Below are 14488 nucleotides of genomic sequence, written 5' to 3'. Positions count from 1 at the left end.
TTTCTACCTCCCGGATCCCACAGTATAGGTTTTCCCGAATCCATATAACTTCCCGGGTCCCACGCCAACAAGCTTATACCGATAGTGATTGCAGCGTCTCGGGCGGACAGATATGCGGAATGTCTGCTTTGTCAGCGCCGTGAATGTCTTGAGTCTGGTCCACAGCGGCTCCCCATCGTACTTCAAGTACACCTCGATGTATGATCCTCTCTCCAGATCAAGAAGAAACTGTAACGAGTGCAGTCTCTTCTTATCCAGTGATCCATCTAATAGATCTCCACTCTCTAACACCCACGGGATTTTGCTTTCTTTCTGATCACTGCAAACGGTCCGTATCTGTCCGTCTGCATCCAGGTAATAAAGCTCATTTACCCCAGCGGCCGGCATCTTAAGTACCGTCCCGTCTTCCTTATGCCACAGGCTCTTCTCAGCGTCATACACATACAGGCTGGAGCCTTCCGACCGTTCGAGGGACACATAGTATTTCCCTCTGCACACGCCTCCTGCTGCCCCTGTGTATCCGTTTTTAATGGCCTGTGAAATGAGATATGGCATTCCGCCGTCATACCCGCAGATGCCGTCACAGGACGCATACATCAGCGTTGCGTTTACGATTGCAAGAGATCTCGAACATCCCTTTTTCACTCCTCGTGCCGGGTAGGAATTGATCTGTATGTTACTGGGCTTACTGCCGTAAACCTTATGGATCATGTTCTCTTTAAAGAAAAGGACATATCCCAGATGCGTAGCAGCTCCTGTAAAGTCTCCATCAGATCCTATCGTCGCCGCATACGCATCCGTAGATATGCCTTCGAAGCAGTTCCAGTTACACGGATCCCCCAGTTTGCAGGCGTATACCTCATGGTTTTTACTGCTGCATCCCCACACTCTGTTATCCAGCTCTGTCATAAAATCCATGTCGGGAGCCTTTCGTTTGATCGTCAGCCCGGAATCCTGCATAAATTCTTTTTCAACATCTCCGATCACAACGATGTAATCCGTATCCCTACTCTGGATCACCGCACTCTTATTCATTCCAGAATTTGTGCATCCGGAGATCTCCACACCGTCCCCCTGTGCAAATTCATTTCCTATGCCGGAACACTTGATTTTTATAAAAGTAGAGGCGGAGACCGTCGGCCCGATCGTCGCCTGCGCTGACTGGGTCCAGGATTTCTCCACACTCTTCCATTCTCCCGTTGATGTGTTGTAGATACGCTTATCCGGCCACACGAGTACATATGCTCCCATGCTGCACATCTGCTTTTCTGAGTCTTCCACGGTTCCAACAAGGTTGCCCTTATAGTAAAAATCCGTTCCATCCACCCAGATCAGCCCATTGTTATAATGTGTCCCGTTCGGTTTATTTAACTTCGCTACAACTTCCCCGCGGGCCGGACGCGGACCGATCGCGGGATACAGATCCGATGACATGTTTTTCATCTCCGCGAACTCATTCTCGTTGATCACTTCATTTTCATTGATTCCGCCGAAGGTTCCTATCGTCTTCTTCTGTGTCATCACATCAGTTATCAGCGCTAACCCCGCCACTATCCTCACCTCTCTTCTCCAGTCTCCTACCCCAGATGTCAATGGTCGGGGCTTTCTTCGGCATATGTGTTCTCCTGTACCACGCCGCATACTGCGCATAAGAGGACTGGTGGATTGCTACAGCATTGTTATAGTTTGTTGTTTCATCATCGTAGAGTTCTATCTTTGCCCGGATGTAATGCAGGTAAATATCTGCAAAACGATCCGGAAGCAAGGTCTCTTTTTCCTGATCCGTTTCATAGTCATAGCCTTCAAACTCAATATTATTGCCCTCGGCCCGATTCAGAACTTCGTCCACAATCGTTCCTTCGCACTCTGAAAGCCATTTTGTTTTCATTGACGCGCTGTACTCATTCGGTCTCAGTTCATCAATGGCCGCGATGATTTCTGCTACTTTCATCCAATCACTCCTCTCCATCTGCCTGTATTTTCTCATTTTCCCTGGGCTATATCTCCCGTAACAAACAAAAGAGGAACCGGTCTCCCGATTCCTCTCCGTTATACTTATGTATCTTACTGTTCTACCTTAAGGCAAATATTCTGCCACTTTTTATAGGCATCAAGGTACAGCTCCTGCTTGTCCCCATTGTATGTCAGCTCGTAGTACATGCCATCGGATACTGTGGTACTGAGAAGAGCCTTGTTATTCTGAAGCGTTTTACAGGACCACACTACAAATACATCCTCTTCGGTGATCTGCTTCTGGTCTGTCTTATCAGCATTCTCGTTGAAATATCCTACCACATGCTTCTTACATAAGTTGATGAATTCCTCGTTTCCCACTTCTTAATCCTTCTCGTAGAGTTTTATTTATTTTCCTTTGCAAATACCCAGTCATCGGCAAGCATGTCCGCCTGAGATGCCAACCATCCCATCTGTACGCCGCTGGTGCCAACAAAAGCAATAGCTTTGTTTCCAATGGCTTCATGATCGCAGTTTACAATCTCACCAGATGCGGATTTATAAGAGATTGCTGTTGCTAACTGAATATACTGCTGCTTACCGTTCCAACCCTGTCTTGCAACCTTTAATCCACGCTTCAGATAGCGAATAGCGTCTGCAAATGAAAATGTAGCAATGCCACCCAGTACCGGGCAATTACGCTCATCTGCAATCTCCCAGTCTTCAGACTGCATATTCATGAGTGTATATTCTACACGCTGTGTTTCTCTGATATCCAGGAGATTTCCCTGTCCTGCATCTGACTGCCTGCACTGCATCATAACCGTTTCTTTTTCCGGGTTCCAATACCAGTATCCGTCCCAACCGGGAAGTTTCACCTTTGCCCCAGCTTTCATAGCCTTAAAAGCTTCTGAAAATTTCATATGCACTTTCTCCTTTAATAGTTCTCACCTGTGATCAGTTTATATTCCCCTGCTGTGATCCAGCGGCCAACAGCGGCACGCACACGTTTCTTGTTCCACATCTTGTGATCGTAGTAATACTTTACTTTCTCGTAATTCTCACTCATGCCTGTTCCTCCATCATCAGCAGGTAGTCGATATCCGCCCGGTTCTGCTCTACTTTATTCTCGATTCGCTCCTTACACATCTCAAAGGTAATGATGGTGCCGCGGACCTCTTCGACCTCGGTCGGTGTATTCTCTTCCTCGGCAGCTTCCGGATACTTCACTTCGATGAGGGCATTGGTATCTCGTGTTACCCTACTTCCCATCTGAGTGTATCCTGTCAGCTTCTGTGTGAAGGACTCTCCGATCACTGTCATCGTGGCCGCATTCTCCGCAGTGAACTTTTCATAAATGCTGTCCAAGGAGTCCTCTGTTACCACCTTGATCTGCACCTTCTCACCCAATTCTGCCACGCCATTGATTGCAAGCGTATACTCGGTTCCATCTAAAAGTCTAAGTTTTTCCATGGCCTTCTCCTTTCTTTTATCCTCATTATACTGATCCCGCCGCCGGTATTCTCCCCAAGCCGAGGACATGACCCTCGTTTTGTTGGCGTCAACAAAATCATCACCATGTCCCCGGCCCCGAGAAAATGGTATGTTAATAATAATTTGAGTAAGTGCAATATCGGTTATTCTTATAATGGAACGGATGGAACAAACGCTATCTATACAGCAATTCCGAACGGATCGACTGTGTGGTTTAGCATAAATGGAAATACCAAAGTAGGGCAAGAACTTGGCTTATCACAACAGTATGAAGGCGCAGAAATCATTATATGGAAAAGCTCGGATTGGCGTGGTGGAGCTTTAGCAATAGGTGGAGATGGATCGCCAGTGATGATCGGTCAAAACAATGGTTCGAATTCTATAAAATGGAATCCACTTGCTTTAAAGAGTGATTTGTTTAGCTCAGGGTCTATAACAAATCCAAATACTTGTACTGTTCCATTTTGTCTTGTAAATGGATGGCACTCTGCGATTACTAATGTTCCTGATGCCGCAAAGGGGAAGTATTCAATCTTATTGAACATATGGGAGTACGGACCAAGCAGCACAGGAAATTTAACAAGTAACCATATGCAAGCACTTATTATTGAGAAAGGTGGCGGGATATTTACTCGACTGTACATCAATAGTGCTTGGTCCGACTGGGCATAATTATGACCAGTTTTCGAAGTTACCGTTTTCATACATCCTCGTGTGCACAGTATTATTACCTGTTATAAGAATTTGTAATCTCACTTTTGTCAAATCACCGATATCTGTAGGATAAAGCCAGGTAGTTTGTAAGCTATTCCAAGTGTTTTTTGCGTCATCAGGAACATTTACAAGATCATGACTCCATCCGTTTACAACAGAAAACGGCGTAGTACAAGTATTTGGATTAGTAATCCAGTTGCGTGAAAACAAATCACTCTTTAACGCGTATGGAGATGCTTGCCAGCCCTTCGAGGAATCATTACAGTAAAAATGTTTGCCGCTATAATCAAATGCATGGAGCATTCCCCGTTCGGCAATACCAACAGTATTGTTGGTTGCAGGAGCGATTGGAGATGTGTATGGGATCTCAAACACAAACGACTTACTCCATGCACCAACGTCCATGAGCTGAGACAGCTGAGTGTACCCTTTATCGGAAACATTTATAAATTTGTTACTCAAATTATTATTTACATCTGACATCAGGCTGTACAGAAGCGCCGATGTTGGGACATTCGACGTGCTGTTTACATTCGTGCTACTCATGGCTGATTTCAGCAAGTAGGACGCAAGCTTTTCTGTCAGTGCCTCGTTGCTGACCAGCTTATTTACAATCCGATCCGTGATCGCGTCAAATAGCTTCTGGGCGGTTGTCTTCGCCCCTTTGTCCACGTCTAAGCCCTGTGTGTCTGTGATCTCTGCGTCCGCAATATTTCCAGGCTCCCCCTGCGGCCCGGTCTGTCCGGTTGCTCCGCGTTCTCCGGTATCTCCCTTATCGCCCTTATCTCCTTTTGCATATCCGATAATTACGTCTTTTAATGCCATATTGTACCTCCTTTACTTGCCATCGTCATACTGCCACAGAATCGCACCGTCAGCTTCACGATACTTTATTGGTGGGGCTTCATACAGAGATTCATCATACACGCAGTGAATCGCACAGCTATCCTCCTGATCCGTGTAGATCTGAAGGAGGCTTGATCCCGGGATGTTCACTCCCGAGTCACCCTTCTCTCCTTTGTCACCCTTCGGTCCCTGAGCGCCCGTGTACTCTCCTGCATCCAGCCGTTTGATAAAATCATCTCTGGCGGCTCTCGTCTCTTCTGCTGCCGCTTCTGCGCTTCCCTTCTCGATGTTCGCCAACCTGCAGTATTCTTTCGCGTTGTCACTGTTCTCGCCTGCACGCGTCCCGGTTCCGCCGACAGCATAGCTCTTTGCCGCTGTTGCATAGTTCTTCGCCTGTTCGATATTCTCCTCGAATGTCGAGATCACCTCGTCGGTCTTCCGAGTCCTCTCCTCGTCGGCCGCGACGCGTTCCTTTTCCGCCTGTTCCCGCTCCTGCTCTGCTTTTGCGCGTCCCTGCTCCGCAGAATCTACCGGGTTAAGCTTCTGATCGATATGTCTTTCTAACTCTTCAATCTCCGACAGTCCACCTGCGGACGGCTGAGAAGTAGTCCCTTCCACATACACCGGTGCCTTGAATGACGCCCACTTCACAGTTCCATTATCATCATGGGCCCGCAGGTTGATAAAGCATGTTCCGGGCTGTGCCGTCATCGTTGCCGATATGGTCCAGGTCAGAAGGATCTCATCGTCACGAATCTCTTTTTCCAGGAATGAGGAGTCCGGAGATCCGTCCGGCAACTCCGCATTCAGGCGGAACGACAGGTCAGCCAGGTCCACACCGTCAACGGTGACTCTCTGCAGGCAAAAGGTCCTGCATGCTGCGTTGGTATCTCCCGCCGCGGCGATATACTGCTCTCTATTAGCAAACAGCATCTCTTTATGTTTGATCAGTATCATGCGTTTCTCCTTTTACCAAAAAAGGCCGCTTACTCGGCGGCCCTTTGTACTACTTGTATTTTTCTGATTTCTCCTGGAAATCGCTCTCCATTTCCTCTGTCATCAGCGCTGTCTGCTGGTCCTGCTCACGGGAATGGTCTAAGATTTCCTTGATAGCTCTCGGTACTCTGACGCGGACGCCTCTCTTAATCACGTATACCTTGCCATTTAACGCTACTACTACGTCGTCTTTGTAACGGTCGCTGTCCTTAAAGATCTCGATCTCAACCATATCATCAGTTGCACCGGTGCAACTCTCTGTGGTTTCTGTAGTTTCAGTAGCTTCTACTGCTACGGTTTCTTTCTTTGCTGGCATATGTACCTCCTAGTTTTCTACTCCGTCAGAGAAGCTTGATCCGGTCTCGATCCTGACCATAAACTGTTCAACCAAACGGACTGCTGTCTTTGTTGCCTTCCATCCGGCCGTCCCGCGCTGGTTTAACGGATCCTCTGTTCCACCGGATCCGAGCTGCTTCACGATGGTCTCCAGACCTCCACCTTCGATGTTTGTGGTTCCATAAGCATTTGCGCCTAAAACCAGTGTTGCATAGACATCCTGGTTCGATGCTCCTGCCTTCGCAAAGATCTTCGCCTCTGTCGTTTCCACGAAGCGCACATTTGCAATCTTTCCGATTTCACCCTGGAACATCTTGTCAGAGGTCGTGTATTTGTTCCATTCTTTCCAATCCGGATCATCCTGGATGTCATAAGCGATATCCGGATGGATGATTGCCACATATCCGCCATCGATCTTCGGGGCATTCTGTTTCTTGAGGAAACGTGCAGCGAGGCGGACCGCCTTTACGGTAAGCTTATGCTCTGCTGTTAATGTCGCACGGCTGGAAACCTGTCCCTCCGCATACTGCACGCTTGTACCGCCCATGAGAACCTCACGGGTCACAGTGTCAAGGGTTGCTCCTGCCTGCGCTCCTAAGAGGTCCAATGCCTGTACAAGGTTGTTGTCGATTGCGGTAAGTAACAGCATATCGGTTAACGGTACGAAGTCGCCGTACTGCTTTACAGTTGCGGTAACAGTGGATACCGTTAATGCTTTACCTGCCGGAGTAACGCCCTCTGTCAGTGGAGTCGTTGCCTTCGGAAGCGGCGAATACTTTCTGAATTCGATGGTCTTACCGCCATTCTTCGGAATATTATGCTTCTGTCCAAACTGGTCGTAAACTAATGCTGGCTTTGCATTTTCGATCAGATATTTGGAGTAAAAGGTCTTCATCTCCGCGGTCATTCCCGCAGATCCTGTTGTGTTTAACGGTGTGTCAAACAGTTTTAAGTTCATCATGATTTCCATGCTCATATCTCCTATACGTGACTGAGATCGATGGTCTCTCCGGCCAGGGAGCGGCGGGCAAGTTCTTTGATCTGGTCACCCGTCATGTTCTCGATCGTCTTCACTCCCGGGAAACTGGTGCTTCCTCCTGCTGCTCCTTCAGACGGGCGGTTCTGCCCTGTTTTGATCGCATCGATCTGTTTCTTTGCTACCTGCTTTGCGGTATATGCCATCGCGCCTGACAGGATCTCATCGTGATGCAGTGTCTCAAAAATAGTTCTCATCGGGATTCCAGCTCCGAGGAGCTTCACGAAATCCGGATTCTGTACTTCTGTATTCAGGTTAAAGCCCTTATAAAGTTTTGACAGTTCCTGGGCTTCCTTGTTCCATTTTTCATACATCTGATCCCGCTGCTGCAGGCGCTCCGCATTTTCCTTTGCTTCCCGGAACTGTGCGTTCTCAGCCTCCAGCTTTTTCATGTGCTTATACTGTTCTGTGCTGAGACCTTCCTTGGCCGCTGCCTCTTCCCAGTAAGCATCATCTGCCTCTACAGCCTTCTGGATGGCATCAATATTTCCGTCGATGATTCCGTACCGGTTTCCAAGAATATTGATAAATCCCATCGCTTTGTCCAGCTTTTCCTTGGACTCGCGGCTGCCTTTTAAGCGGCGGTCAATGATACCCTGAACATCTTCCTGATAAAGGTCCTTGTACTGCTCGATTGCATTCCGGTACGCCTGGCGGCGTACTTCGGGATCTTCTGCTGGCTGGTTCGGATCGGCGATTTCCTCCCCTTCTGCCCCCTCAGCGGCGCCCTGAGAGCCCTCTTTAACGCCCGAGTTTGTGCTTTCCGCCGGTGCGGTGCCTGCGCTTCCTGCGGCTCCTGTTGCCGCTCCTGCACCTGCTCCGCCATCAAATAGTTTAAGATTCAGTTTCATGGTAGTCTCCTTTTCCATGGTCTTTCCCACGCGTCTTTCTGCTTTCTGTGCACATCCTATCATTCTGTGCGCATAGATTCTCCCCCCACTATCTGAATCCGTCCTGGATTGCTCTTTTCAAGCATCCGTAAGCCTGTTTCCGTCAGAGCGAATGCGCCGGAAATTTCCGGGTCCGGCTTTGTGGTGCATGCACGAATAAATACGTCTGCGTCTCCGATCCGATCATTGTACTGTGCTATCCGGTTTGATCGGTCCCGGCAGAACTGTACTAAGGCCTGCGTAAGCGCGGACACCGCCGCGCACACCAGGTTTCCTTCTTCTCCCTCTACACGTCCCGCATGCCCAAGGGCAACTAGCTTGTAGTGCCCGGGATCATTTTCGATCTGAATGATTGTCATATCTTATACCTTCGGCGTGGATGCGGACGCCGCCCTTTCTCTTGCCTTTCCCGCCGTGCTGTTCTTACTCTCACGGGCCACATTTCCAAAATCATCCGTCTCCGCTGCCGTTTGGCTTGTCGATGTCGCTGACGGGGTAACAGCCGCTGTCTGCCCATTCTGCATTTCCATTGCATCCATGATCCTTGTGTCTCCTGTGCTGTCTGCAATCAACGCCGCCATCTGCTGCATGGACGCCTGCATCTGCTGTACCTGCTGATACAGGGTTCCATTCTCCGCGATTCTGCGAACGACCTCTTCCTTGCCGTCGAAGTCCATCATGTTGATACATGCCAGTGCCTGATCTGCTAACTGAGGATTGAAAAATCCAAGGTTATACATTTCTTTTGCCAGTTCATTTTGAGCAATCTTCGTGAATGGACTTGACTTCTGCGGTACGATCTTGATATCAAAGTACGGCTTCCGGCCGCCAAGATAGAGCCCAAAGTCCTCTTCAATCGGTTCCGCCTTCAGCATCTGATTGTCAAAAGAAACGTACTGATCCTGTCCATTGTCTCCAGTAATACGGAATACCCTGGAGGTGGTATAGAACTGCCGAACTAACTCAATCACCTGGAATACAACTGCTTTATGTGCCCGATAGGATGTCTTGATCATGTCTCTGGATAATTTGCTTCCCGCCTCCTGAAGGGCAGCAATCGCAGAAGCGGCCGTTACACCGCTCGTCGTCGTGCCCTGTGCAAAGTCTCCATTTCCTGAAGTTTCTTTCAGCTCATCGACCTTATTTGCGTGTACCGTCACATACACTCCATCCAGCGGATAGTGTTCCGCCGGTTTGAGGTCATCCGGGCTCCCTGTATAATGCACAATCTCCCGGTTCGGATCCGTGTACTCTTCCTCATTGATTCCGCCGCCGTCCTTCGAGAAATAGCGCGGTTTTGCCCCTAAGATTGCATTCTTAAGGATTCCCTGGCTCATTTTATCGATATACATCTGGCAGTCTTTCATGATGTCGATATAGCCCCTGCCCGCCGGTGTATTCTTATCCGGGAACAGGGTGTCAAGCACGAACGGATACAATCCATGCTCATACAATCCGCTTCCCATTTCGGGGTCGTTTTCTGTTGCATACAGGACTTTTCCCTGGCAGATCTTACATAGATGGACTGTTGTGATCTGATGCTGGATTCCGTCAGCATCCGTGGTAATGTTCGTGCGCTTATAATACCAATCCGTTACAAGGCTCTTTCCCTCCGTAAACTTCTTATTGTCTCCCTGATAGTCCTGGATTTCTGATAAGATTCCATCTCCGAGCTGCCCCTGCATCTGCGGATACTCGGCTTCCAGGATCTTATTATCTACATAGCTCTGGTAAAAAAGGTTCGGAGATTCCTGAAGGTCCTCTGTCCCCGGCTCCCACGCCATCTGTAAGATGTCGCACCTCTTAATCGTGATATCCCCGATCCCGTTTTTGAACCTGTCCCAGAATATTCCATACAGTCCGCTTCCGGACTTAATCTTATCCCAGCATGTATCGCTGTATGTATCCTCATACTCGCATTGATCAAGAATGCACGGAACAACCTCACTCAGGATCTTTGCAGCGTCCTTATCTGACTCCTCACGCGCCAGGATATTAGGGGCCGGAAAGTTGTCCATGAAGTCCGCGTGCTTATTGATGATGCTGTTGAACATCCAGGCAGATGTCGGCTCCGGATCCACTCGTTCTGCTTCCGTCTTCCCTCTGTTTACAAGATCCCACTCGTGAAATTGCCACCATTCTTCATTTTCAATCAGTCGGTTATCCAGCTTCTTCTTCTGCTCTTTATATTTCTGGAGCAGTGTCATGGCCTTTCCGGCATCATCATTTGTAATCTTTATAGTTCCTCTTGCCACACCCGGCATGATTCCGGTCTGTGCTGGCGCAGTCTCCTGGTTTGCCGTTGGTGTCGGCATATCTCTTACATCCATAGTCTCATTCTCCTTAGATTCTATAATAGTTTCCCTTTGTGATCGGGTGTTGGTACATATTTAGCGGGTCTTCCTGCGGTATATGTTCTTTCATGTTCTTCCGTGGGGATATCGGACGTTCCATCAGTACATACCGGCATTCATCATAGATATGGTCTTCCTGTGTCGTATCAATGTCCTCTACCCGCTTTTCATCGTAGGTCAGTGATGGAATTGTGCGGATAAAGTCCTTGCAGGTATTGAACACATAAAACATCGCCCTTCCGTTCGCATCGAACGCGAGGCGGTAATGGTACTGCATCTTTCCCGCAATTCGTGTGTTGTCACCCGGCGACCAGTAGATCCGGCACCGCTCCATGATTGCGGCCACGGACTCTCCACGGGACTCATCAAAGATAGACGGGTCAGCAATTCCGATGATCTTGCGCCCGCGAAGGTTCGGATCTGCATCCTCCACCTCATGGATTTGTCTTGCAATCTCTGAAGGCTCGATCTTGACACCTGTATTCGGTGTCCCAGTGCACCCGTACAGCTCCTTGATCCGGTAAATGCATCCTTCATGATCCACGGCATGCCAGCCAACAGAAAACGGCTTTGCGTATCCAAAATCAAAGCCCCTGTAGATCAGCCAGTCATCGGGAATCCGGAACGGCTCAATCACGTGTGTGTTGCGCTGTGACAGGTATCCATCCGGATCATCGATAAACTCCGTAAAGACCTGTCCCTCGAAGGAGTCCCAGTCTCCATACAGCAGTGCATCCCGGTCCTGCTTAGGCAACAATGCCAGAGAAGCAAGATAATTCGGGTTCTGGTCCAATAGGATTTTGTTATCAAAAACGCTGGACGGAATGAAAATCTTCGTCCGTCGCTTCTTGATTTTCTCGCCTTTCGGCGATAAGATCTCAACCTCTGTTGTGATCGGTGTCCCTGGTTTGGATGCCTTGACGAAATACTGTTTTACCCATCCATGGCCGACGCCTCCGGGGTTTGCGGTCGCTCTCATGTACACACGGGTTCCTGGGCCTGACGGACGGTTTCGGGAGTACATATAGCTGTACTCGTCGTATGTAAAGTGAGTCAGCTCATCAAAGCCAATAAAGTCAAAGTGCTTACCTTGATATTTCTTACGGTCTCGCGTATACTGCATCGCTCCAAACGCAATCTTCGCACCCGAGGGAAAGCTCCATCTATGCTTTGAGTCGTTATACTTCGCACTCGGATACGCCGCCCGATAAAGTTCATCGGACCGGTCGATCAGATCCTGTAACTCCGGGTAAGTCTTTCGGAATATGATTCCTCGATAATTCTTAATATTAACCTGACGTAGCGCTTCCACCAGCAGATAATCGCTTTTCCCTCCACCCGCAGCTCCACCGTATAGTGCCTCATATTCCGGGCGGGACATCATGAGCGCCTGCTTTGGCTGTGGCCGCCAGATGATATTGACGTTCTTCGGCGGAGATACTGTCGCTTTAGGTTTCCTGGTTGCCACTTCCCGCCTCCTCATCAATGTCTGCCATCAGGATCACGCCGGTCTGCATCGCGTCATCTGCATCCGCAAGATCCGACACGGCGAAGCGCTTATCCTTCCACTTCTCAGGCAAACGGTTTTTGAGCCAGAAGATCATGGCAGTCACATCAGCCGGAATATGGACTTCATCTTCCCCCACTTCCAGAACTTCTTCCTCCTTCACTTTCTTTCCGGTCTTGTCGTACTCAATTTTCTTAAGTTTGAAGGTCTTTTTTACTTTAGCGGTATATCCCTTCGCTCGCTTGAGCAGGGAGTTCTCAACTTCTGTATCTACAATTTCCTTCCCCTTTTTTAGGGTGTCCGAAATGTCCGGATACTTTTTCTTCCACTCAGCCAGCGTGGACCGCGAAATTCCTATCTTTTTCGCTATTTCTTCATCGGTCAGCCCATCCCTCGCCCATCCGGACAATAAAAGTTTCTTGTCCGGATCGTTACACCACTTCTCATACTTCCCTTTTGCCATGATCTCACCTGCCTCTCTACCTGCTATTTTGCCTAAAAAAAGGCGGGATTTCTCCCGCCATATGAAAAGGACCCGGGCATAAGCTCCGAGTCCTCGTTTCAATTTTCTCCTGCTGCCTGTCTCTCCTCACTGTCTGATCGGGCATGATAGAAATACACTCTCCCCTCCTCGGTATCTTCGAATCTTCCATCCAGGTGATGCTCTGCAGCGGTCTTAATATCTTTCTCCTCCACTTTGATATCCCCGCCGTTCTTCAGTACCATGGCGGTCATAATCAATTCTTCCATATCTGCCCTCGCTTTCTGCTCTCGGGCTTTTTTCTTCCAGAGCTCCATGATCCGCTCCGCTGCTGCAATCTTCCTCTTTCCCTTCTCAACTTCTTTTCTAAGATCATTTACGATTCCCATCTCAGCACTCCTTATACTTGTTTTTATAAATCACTTCATAGTACGGGCAATGTTCACACATTTTTATGTCCATGCAGAACAGCTCCATGTAGTCCAACCTCTGCTTCTCATTCACGAATGATAACCGGTTCTTGACGTTGAACCCCATATTGGTCTTTATGTTCTCGCAGGTAATTGTAATAGAGTTTCCTGCGCCGCGATTATGTGCCACATAAAAAGGGCATTTTATACGAGCTGTAATGTTATCATTCATGACTGTATCCTCTACTTCTTCGTACTTTTCTTCGAACTCACATCGGTCCCTTCATAGGCCGGGTGTGCAGCACTCCAGCTCTTAGGTCTGGGATCTGCAATCATAGCTTCATACTCTCCTTCACGCTTTCGATGCACGAGATTCTTAAGCGCTTTATGTTCATTCTTCGTTCTCATGCTCCCACTCCCTTCTTAAGTGCACACATCGTACACAATCCTTTAGCACCCTGCTCTTCTACGAGCTCTGCCAACGGCGTCCGCCAGCATTTCGCCCCACACTCCGGGCACTGTGTGATTCTCCAGCCAGGCTTCCCATGCTGGATATTGGTGTACAATAGCATGCAGTAGTAGCCGCCTCGATCAGTAGCCTTTCTCGGCTCAATCTTCACTTTCATCCCGTTCTCCTTAATCAAATTTCAGTTTAACTAATTTGTGTCCCCTGTCTTCTGTTCCATTCTTCCATTACTTTATTTGGACTTTTCCCTTTCGGATACCCTTCTGCCGGAACAGGGCAGTCCGGGTTATTGCACTTGACCATGTACATCATTCCTCCACTCAACCACGTTTCTACTTTTATATTTGTTCCTTTACAGAAACGGCAAGGTAATAATTTGATTTTGCTCATTTTATCCTCCACTAAATCTTAATCTTTTTTCACGTACTTCATTAGATCCCAAATAGACTGCTGATAGACTTCATAATTATCTATGATATTTTCATCATCTGCTGTGGATTTCCACACATTCAGTCCCATTCGCGCATACTGTTCCGGCGCGATTCCTGTATCCTCATACTCCTTCAGATGCTCCCTAAGTTCAGCCATCGCCACCCCCATCCTGTAAAACAGAGCAAGTCTTCCTTCTGGTTCTTCCAGCCCATAGTAAAGCATCTCATAAATCACATCATCAAAAGCATCATCGTCTACTTCCGGCAGTTCGATATTCATGGACACCGCCATATTATGGACCAACTGCCGAAGCGGAATATCCGTATCATGATCCCGATACCATGCTTCTTGATTTTTCACATACATACAGTTATGAGCCAATTCGATTATGCTCATAGCATTGACAGGGTTATTAGTCGTAATCCTATTCATCCTTCACTCCTCCAAATCTTAATTTGCATCACTCTGTATCTCGTAGCGAATTCCACATGTTTCATACACTTTATCTGCATATGTGCGTATGTCTTCCTGTTCGTCCGCCAGGATCCTGTTCACCTCCCCAAGAACTGCATC

The 14488-nt window shown here is 48.2% G+C and carries 21 protein-coding genes; 1 reads left to right on the top strand and 20 read right to left on the bottom strand.

The features are described 5' to 3' along the window. Positions 1 to 3 precede the first annotated feature (3 nt). The 6 genes from FN001_RS14795 to FN001_RS14770 form a co-directional block, all read right to left on the bottom strand. The gene (locus FN001_RS14795) at positions 4 to 1551 is read right to left on the bottom strand and encodes a hypothetical protein (RefSeq protein ID WP_142412358.1); all 1548 of its coding nucleotides are present in this window, start codon (positions 1549 to 1551) and stop codon (positions 4 to 6) included. Continuing rightward, the gene (locus FN001_RS14790) at positions 1526 to 1951 is read right to left on the bottom strand and encodes a hypothetical protein (RefSeq protein ID WP_142412357.1); all 426 of its coding nucleotides are present in this window, start codon (positions 1949 to 1951) and stop codon (positions 1526 to 1528) included. Before FN001_RS14790 ends, FN001_RS14795 begins: the two co-directional genes overlap by 26 nt. Before the next feature lie 113 nt (positions 1952 to 2064). Continuing rightward, complete coding sequence (locus FN001_RS14785) at positions 2065 to 2334, bottom strand: DUF6275 family protein (RefSeq protein WP_142412356.1); 270 nt, start codon at positions 2332 to 2334, stop codon at positions 2065 to 2067. Positions 2335 to 2357: 23 nt separating this feature from the next. Further along, positions 2358 to 2876, bottom strand: a complete 519-nt coding sequence (locus FN001_RS14780; protein ID WP_142412355.1) for a DUF2829 domain-containing protein — start codon at positions 2874 to 2876, stop codon at positions 2358 to 2360. A 14-nt stretch (positions 2877 to 2890) separates the two neighbouring features. After that, positions 2891 to 3022 (bottom strand): XkdX family protein, encoded by a 132-nt coding sequence (locus FN001_RS14775; RefSeq protein ID WP_142412354.1) that lies wholly within the window; start codon positions 3020 to 3022, stop codon positions 2891 to 2893. Beyond that, a complete protein-coding gene (locus FN001_RS14770) occupies positions 3019 to 3426 on the bottom strand; it encodes a hypothetical protein (protein WP_142412353.1) in 408 nt (135 codons plus the stop codon). Before FN001_RS14770 ends, FN001_RS14775 begins: the two co-directional genes overlap by 4 nt. A gap of 144 nt (positions 3427 to 3570) precedes the next feature. Here FN001_RS14770 and FN001_RS14765 point away from each other — a divergent pair, with 144 nt between their 5' ends. Then, positions 3571 to 4119 carry a hypothetical protein gene (locus tag FN001_RS14765; RefSeq protein ID WP_142412189.1) on the top strand — a complete coding sequence of 183 codons (549 nt, stop codon included), beginning with the start codon at positions 3571 to 3573 and terminating at the stop codon, positions 4117 to 4119. On the opposite strand, the gene FN001_RS14760 is transcribed toward FN001_RS14765, so the two are convergent. From FN001_RS14760 to FN001_RS14695, 14 genes are all read right to left on the bottom strand, one after another. Further along, on the bottom strand, positions 4120 to 4986 hold the full coding sequence (locus tag FN001_RS14760) for a collagen-like triple helix repeat-containing protein (protein WP_142412352.1): 867 nt from the start codon (positions 4984 to 4986) through the stop codon (positions 4120 to 4122). A gap of 12 nt (positions 4987 to 4998) precedes the next feature. Further along, positions 4999 to 5964 carry a hypothetical protein gene (locus FN001_RS14755; protein ID WP_142412351.1) on the bottom strand — a complete coding sequence of 322 codons (966 nt, stop codon included), beginning with the start codon at positions 5962 to 5964 and terminating at the stop codon, positions 4999 to 5001. 49 nt (positions 5965 to 6013) lie between these two features. Next, positions 6014 to 6319 (bottom strand): hypothetical protein, encoded by a 306-nt coding sequence (locus tag FN001_RS14750; protein WP_243122043.1) that lies wholly within the window; start codon positions 6317 to 6319, stop codon positions 6014 to 6016. A gap of 9 nt (positions 6320 to 6328) precedes the next feature. Further along, positions 6329 to 7315 (bottom strand): N4-gp56 family major capsid protein, encoded by a 987-nt coding sequence (locus FN001_RS14745; RefSeq protein ID WP_243122041.1) that lies wholly within the window; start codon positions 7313 to 7315, stop codon positions 6329 to 6331. Positions 7316 to 7320: 5 nt separating this feature from the next. Next, positions 7321 to 8226 carry a hypothetical protein gene (locus tag FN001_RS14740; protein ID WP_142412350.1) on the bottom strand — a complete coding sequence of 302 codons (906 nt, stop codon included), beginning with the start codon at positions 8224 to 8226 and terminating at the stop codon, positions 7321 to 7323. 59 nt (positions 8227 to 8285) lie between these two features. After that, complete coding sequence (locus FN001_RS14735; RefSeq protein ID WP_142412349.1) at positions 8286 to 8624, bottom strand: ribosomal-processing cysteine protease Prp; 339 nt, start codon at positions 8622 to 8624, stop codon at positions 8286 to 8288. Between the two features lie 3 nt (positions 8625 to 8627). Then, positions 8628 to 10595 (bottom strand): portal protein, encoded by a 1968-nt coding sequence (locus FN001_RS14730; protein WP_142412348.1) that lies wholly within the window; start codon positions 10593 to 10595, stop codon positions 8628 to 8630. A gap of 13 nt (positions 10596 to 10608) precedes the next feature. Beyond that, positions 10609 to 12003 (bottom strand): phage terminase large subunit, encoded by a 1395-nt coding sequence (locus tag FN001_RS14725; protein ID WP_243122051.1) that lies wholly within the window; start codon positions 12001 to 12003, stop codon positions 10609 to 10611. A 64-nt stretch (positions 12004 to 12067) separates the two neighbouring features. Continuing rightward, a complete protein-coding gene (locus FN001_RS14720; RefSeq protein WP_142412346.1) occupies positions 12068 to 12589 on the bottom strand; it encodes a transposase in 522 nt (173 codons plus the stop codon). 98 nt (positions 12590 to 12687) lie between these two features. Next, the gene (locus tag FN001_RS14715) at positions 12688 to 12996 is read right to left on the bottom strand and encodes a hypothetical protein (protein WP_142412345.1); all 309 of its coding nucleotides are present in this window, start codon (positions 12994 to 12996) and stop codon (positions 12688 to 12690) included. A 1-nt stretch (position 12997) separates the two neighbouring features. Next, the gene (locus FN001_RS14710; protein ID WP_142412344.1) at positions 12998 to 13249 is read right to left on the bottom strand and encodes a hypothetical protein; all 252 of its coding nucleotides are present in this window, start codon (positions 13247 to 13249) and stop codon (positions 12998 to 13000) included. Between the two features lie 11 nt (positions 13250 to 13260). Next, positions 13261 to 13425, bottom strand: coding sequence for a hypothetical protein (locus FN001_RS18200; RefSeq protein WP_185911955.1), 165 nt, complete (start codon positions 13423 to 13425; stop codon positions 13261 to 13263). Between the two features lie 244 nt (positions 13426 to 13669). Continuing rightward, a complete protein-coding gene (locus FN001_RS14700) occupies positions 13670 to 13873 on the bottom strand; it encodes an aldo-keto reductase family protein (RefSeq protein ID WP_142412342.1) in 204 nt (67 codons plus the stop codon). An 18-nt stretch (positions 13874 to 13891) separates the two neighbouring features. Continuing rightward, positions 13892 to 14347 carry a hypothetical protein gene (locus FN001_RS14695; RefSeq protein ID WP_142412341.1) on the bottom strand — a complete coding sequence of 152 codons (456 nt, stop codon included), beginning with the start codon at positions 14345 to 14347 and terminating at the stop codon, positions 13892 to 13894. Positions 14348 to 14488: the final 141 nt, after the last annotated feature.

This window comes from Clostridium sp. Marseille-P7770 (genome assembly GCF_902143525.1).
Lineage (GTDB): Bacteria > Bacillota > Clostridia > Lachnospirales > Lachnospiraceae > Pilosibacter.
Note: the sequence above shows the minus strand (reverse complement) of the source record. Positions and strands in the feature narration are given on the sequence as shown.

Bases quoted from the DNA above. Each gene is read 5' to 3' on its own strand.
- FN001_RS14770 (WP_142412353.1), bottom strand. From the start codon at position 3,426: ATGGAAAAACTTAGACTTTTAGATGGAACCGAGTATACGCTTGCAATC.
- FN001_RS14790 (WP_142412357.1), bottom strand. From the start codon at position 1,951: ATGAAAGTAGCAGAAATCATCGCGGCCATTGATGAACTGAGACCGAAT.
- FN001_RS14750 (WP_243122043.1), bottom strand. From the start codon at position 6,319: ATGCCAGCAAAGAAAGAAACCGTAGCAGTAGAAGCTACTGAAACTACA.
- FN001_RS14695 (WP_142412341.1), bottom strand. From the start codon at position 14,347: ATGAATAGGATTACGACTAATAACCCTGTCAATGCTATGAGCATAATC.
- FN001_RS14715 (WP_142412345.1), bottom strand. From the start codon at position 12,996: ATGGGAATCGTAAATGATCTTAGAAAAGAAGTTGAGAAGGGAAAGAGG.
- FN001_RS14775 (WP_142412354.1), bottom strand. From the start codon at position 3,022: ATGAGTGAGAATTACGAGAAAGTAAAGTATTACTACGATCACAAGATG.
- FN001_RS14735 (WP_142412349.1), bottom strand. From the start codon at position 8,624: ATGACAATCATTCAGATCGAAAATGATCCCGGGCACTACAAGCTAGTT.
- FN001_RS14710 (WP_142412344.1), bottom strand. From the start codon at position 13,249: ATGAATGATAACATTACAGCTCGTATAAAATGCCCTTTTTATGTGGCA.
- FN001_RS14730 (WP_142412348.1), bottom strand. From the start codon at position 10,595: ATGGATGTAAGAGATATGCCGACACCAACGGCAAACCAGGAGACTGCG.
- FN001_RS14760 (WP_142412352.1), bottom strand. From the start codon at position 4,986: ATGGCATTAAAAGACGTAATTATCGGATATGCAAAAGGAGATAAGGGC.
- FN001_RS14720 (WP_142412346.1), bottom strand. From the start codon at position 12,589: ATGGCAAAAGGGAAGTATGAGAAGTGGTGTAACGATCCGGACAAGAAA.
- FN001_RS14725 (WP_243122051.1), bottom strand. From the start codon at position 12,003: ATGATGTCCCGCCCGGAATATGAGGCACTATACGGTGGAGCTGCGGGT.
- FN001_RS14700 (WP_142412342.1), bottom strand. From the start codon at position 13,873: ATGAGCAAAATCAAATTATTACCTTGCCGTTTCTGTAAAGGAACAAAT.
- FN001_RS14745 (WP_243122041.1), bottom strand. From the start codon at position 7,315: ATGAGCATGGAAATCATGATGAACTTAAAACTGTTTGACACACCGTTA.
- FN001_RS18200 (WP_185911955.1), bottom strand. From the start codon at position 13,425: ATGAGAACGAAGAATGAACATAAAGCGCTTAAGAATCTCGTGCATCGA.
- FN001_RS14740 (WP_142412350.1), bottom strand. From the start codon at position 8,226: ATGAAACTGAATCTTAAACTATTTGATGGCGGAGCAGGTGCAGGAGCG.
- FN001_RS14780 (WP_142412355.1), bottom strand. From the start codon at position 2,876: ATGAAATTTTCAGAAGCTTTTAAGGCTATGAAAGCTGGGGCAAAGGTG.
- FN001_RS14755 (WP_142412351.1), bottom strand. From the start codon at position 5,964: ATGATACTGATCAAACATAAAGAGATGCTGTTTGCTAATAGAGAGCAG.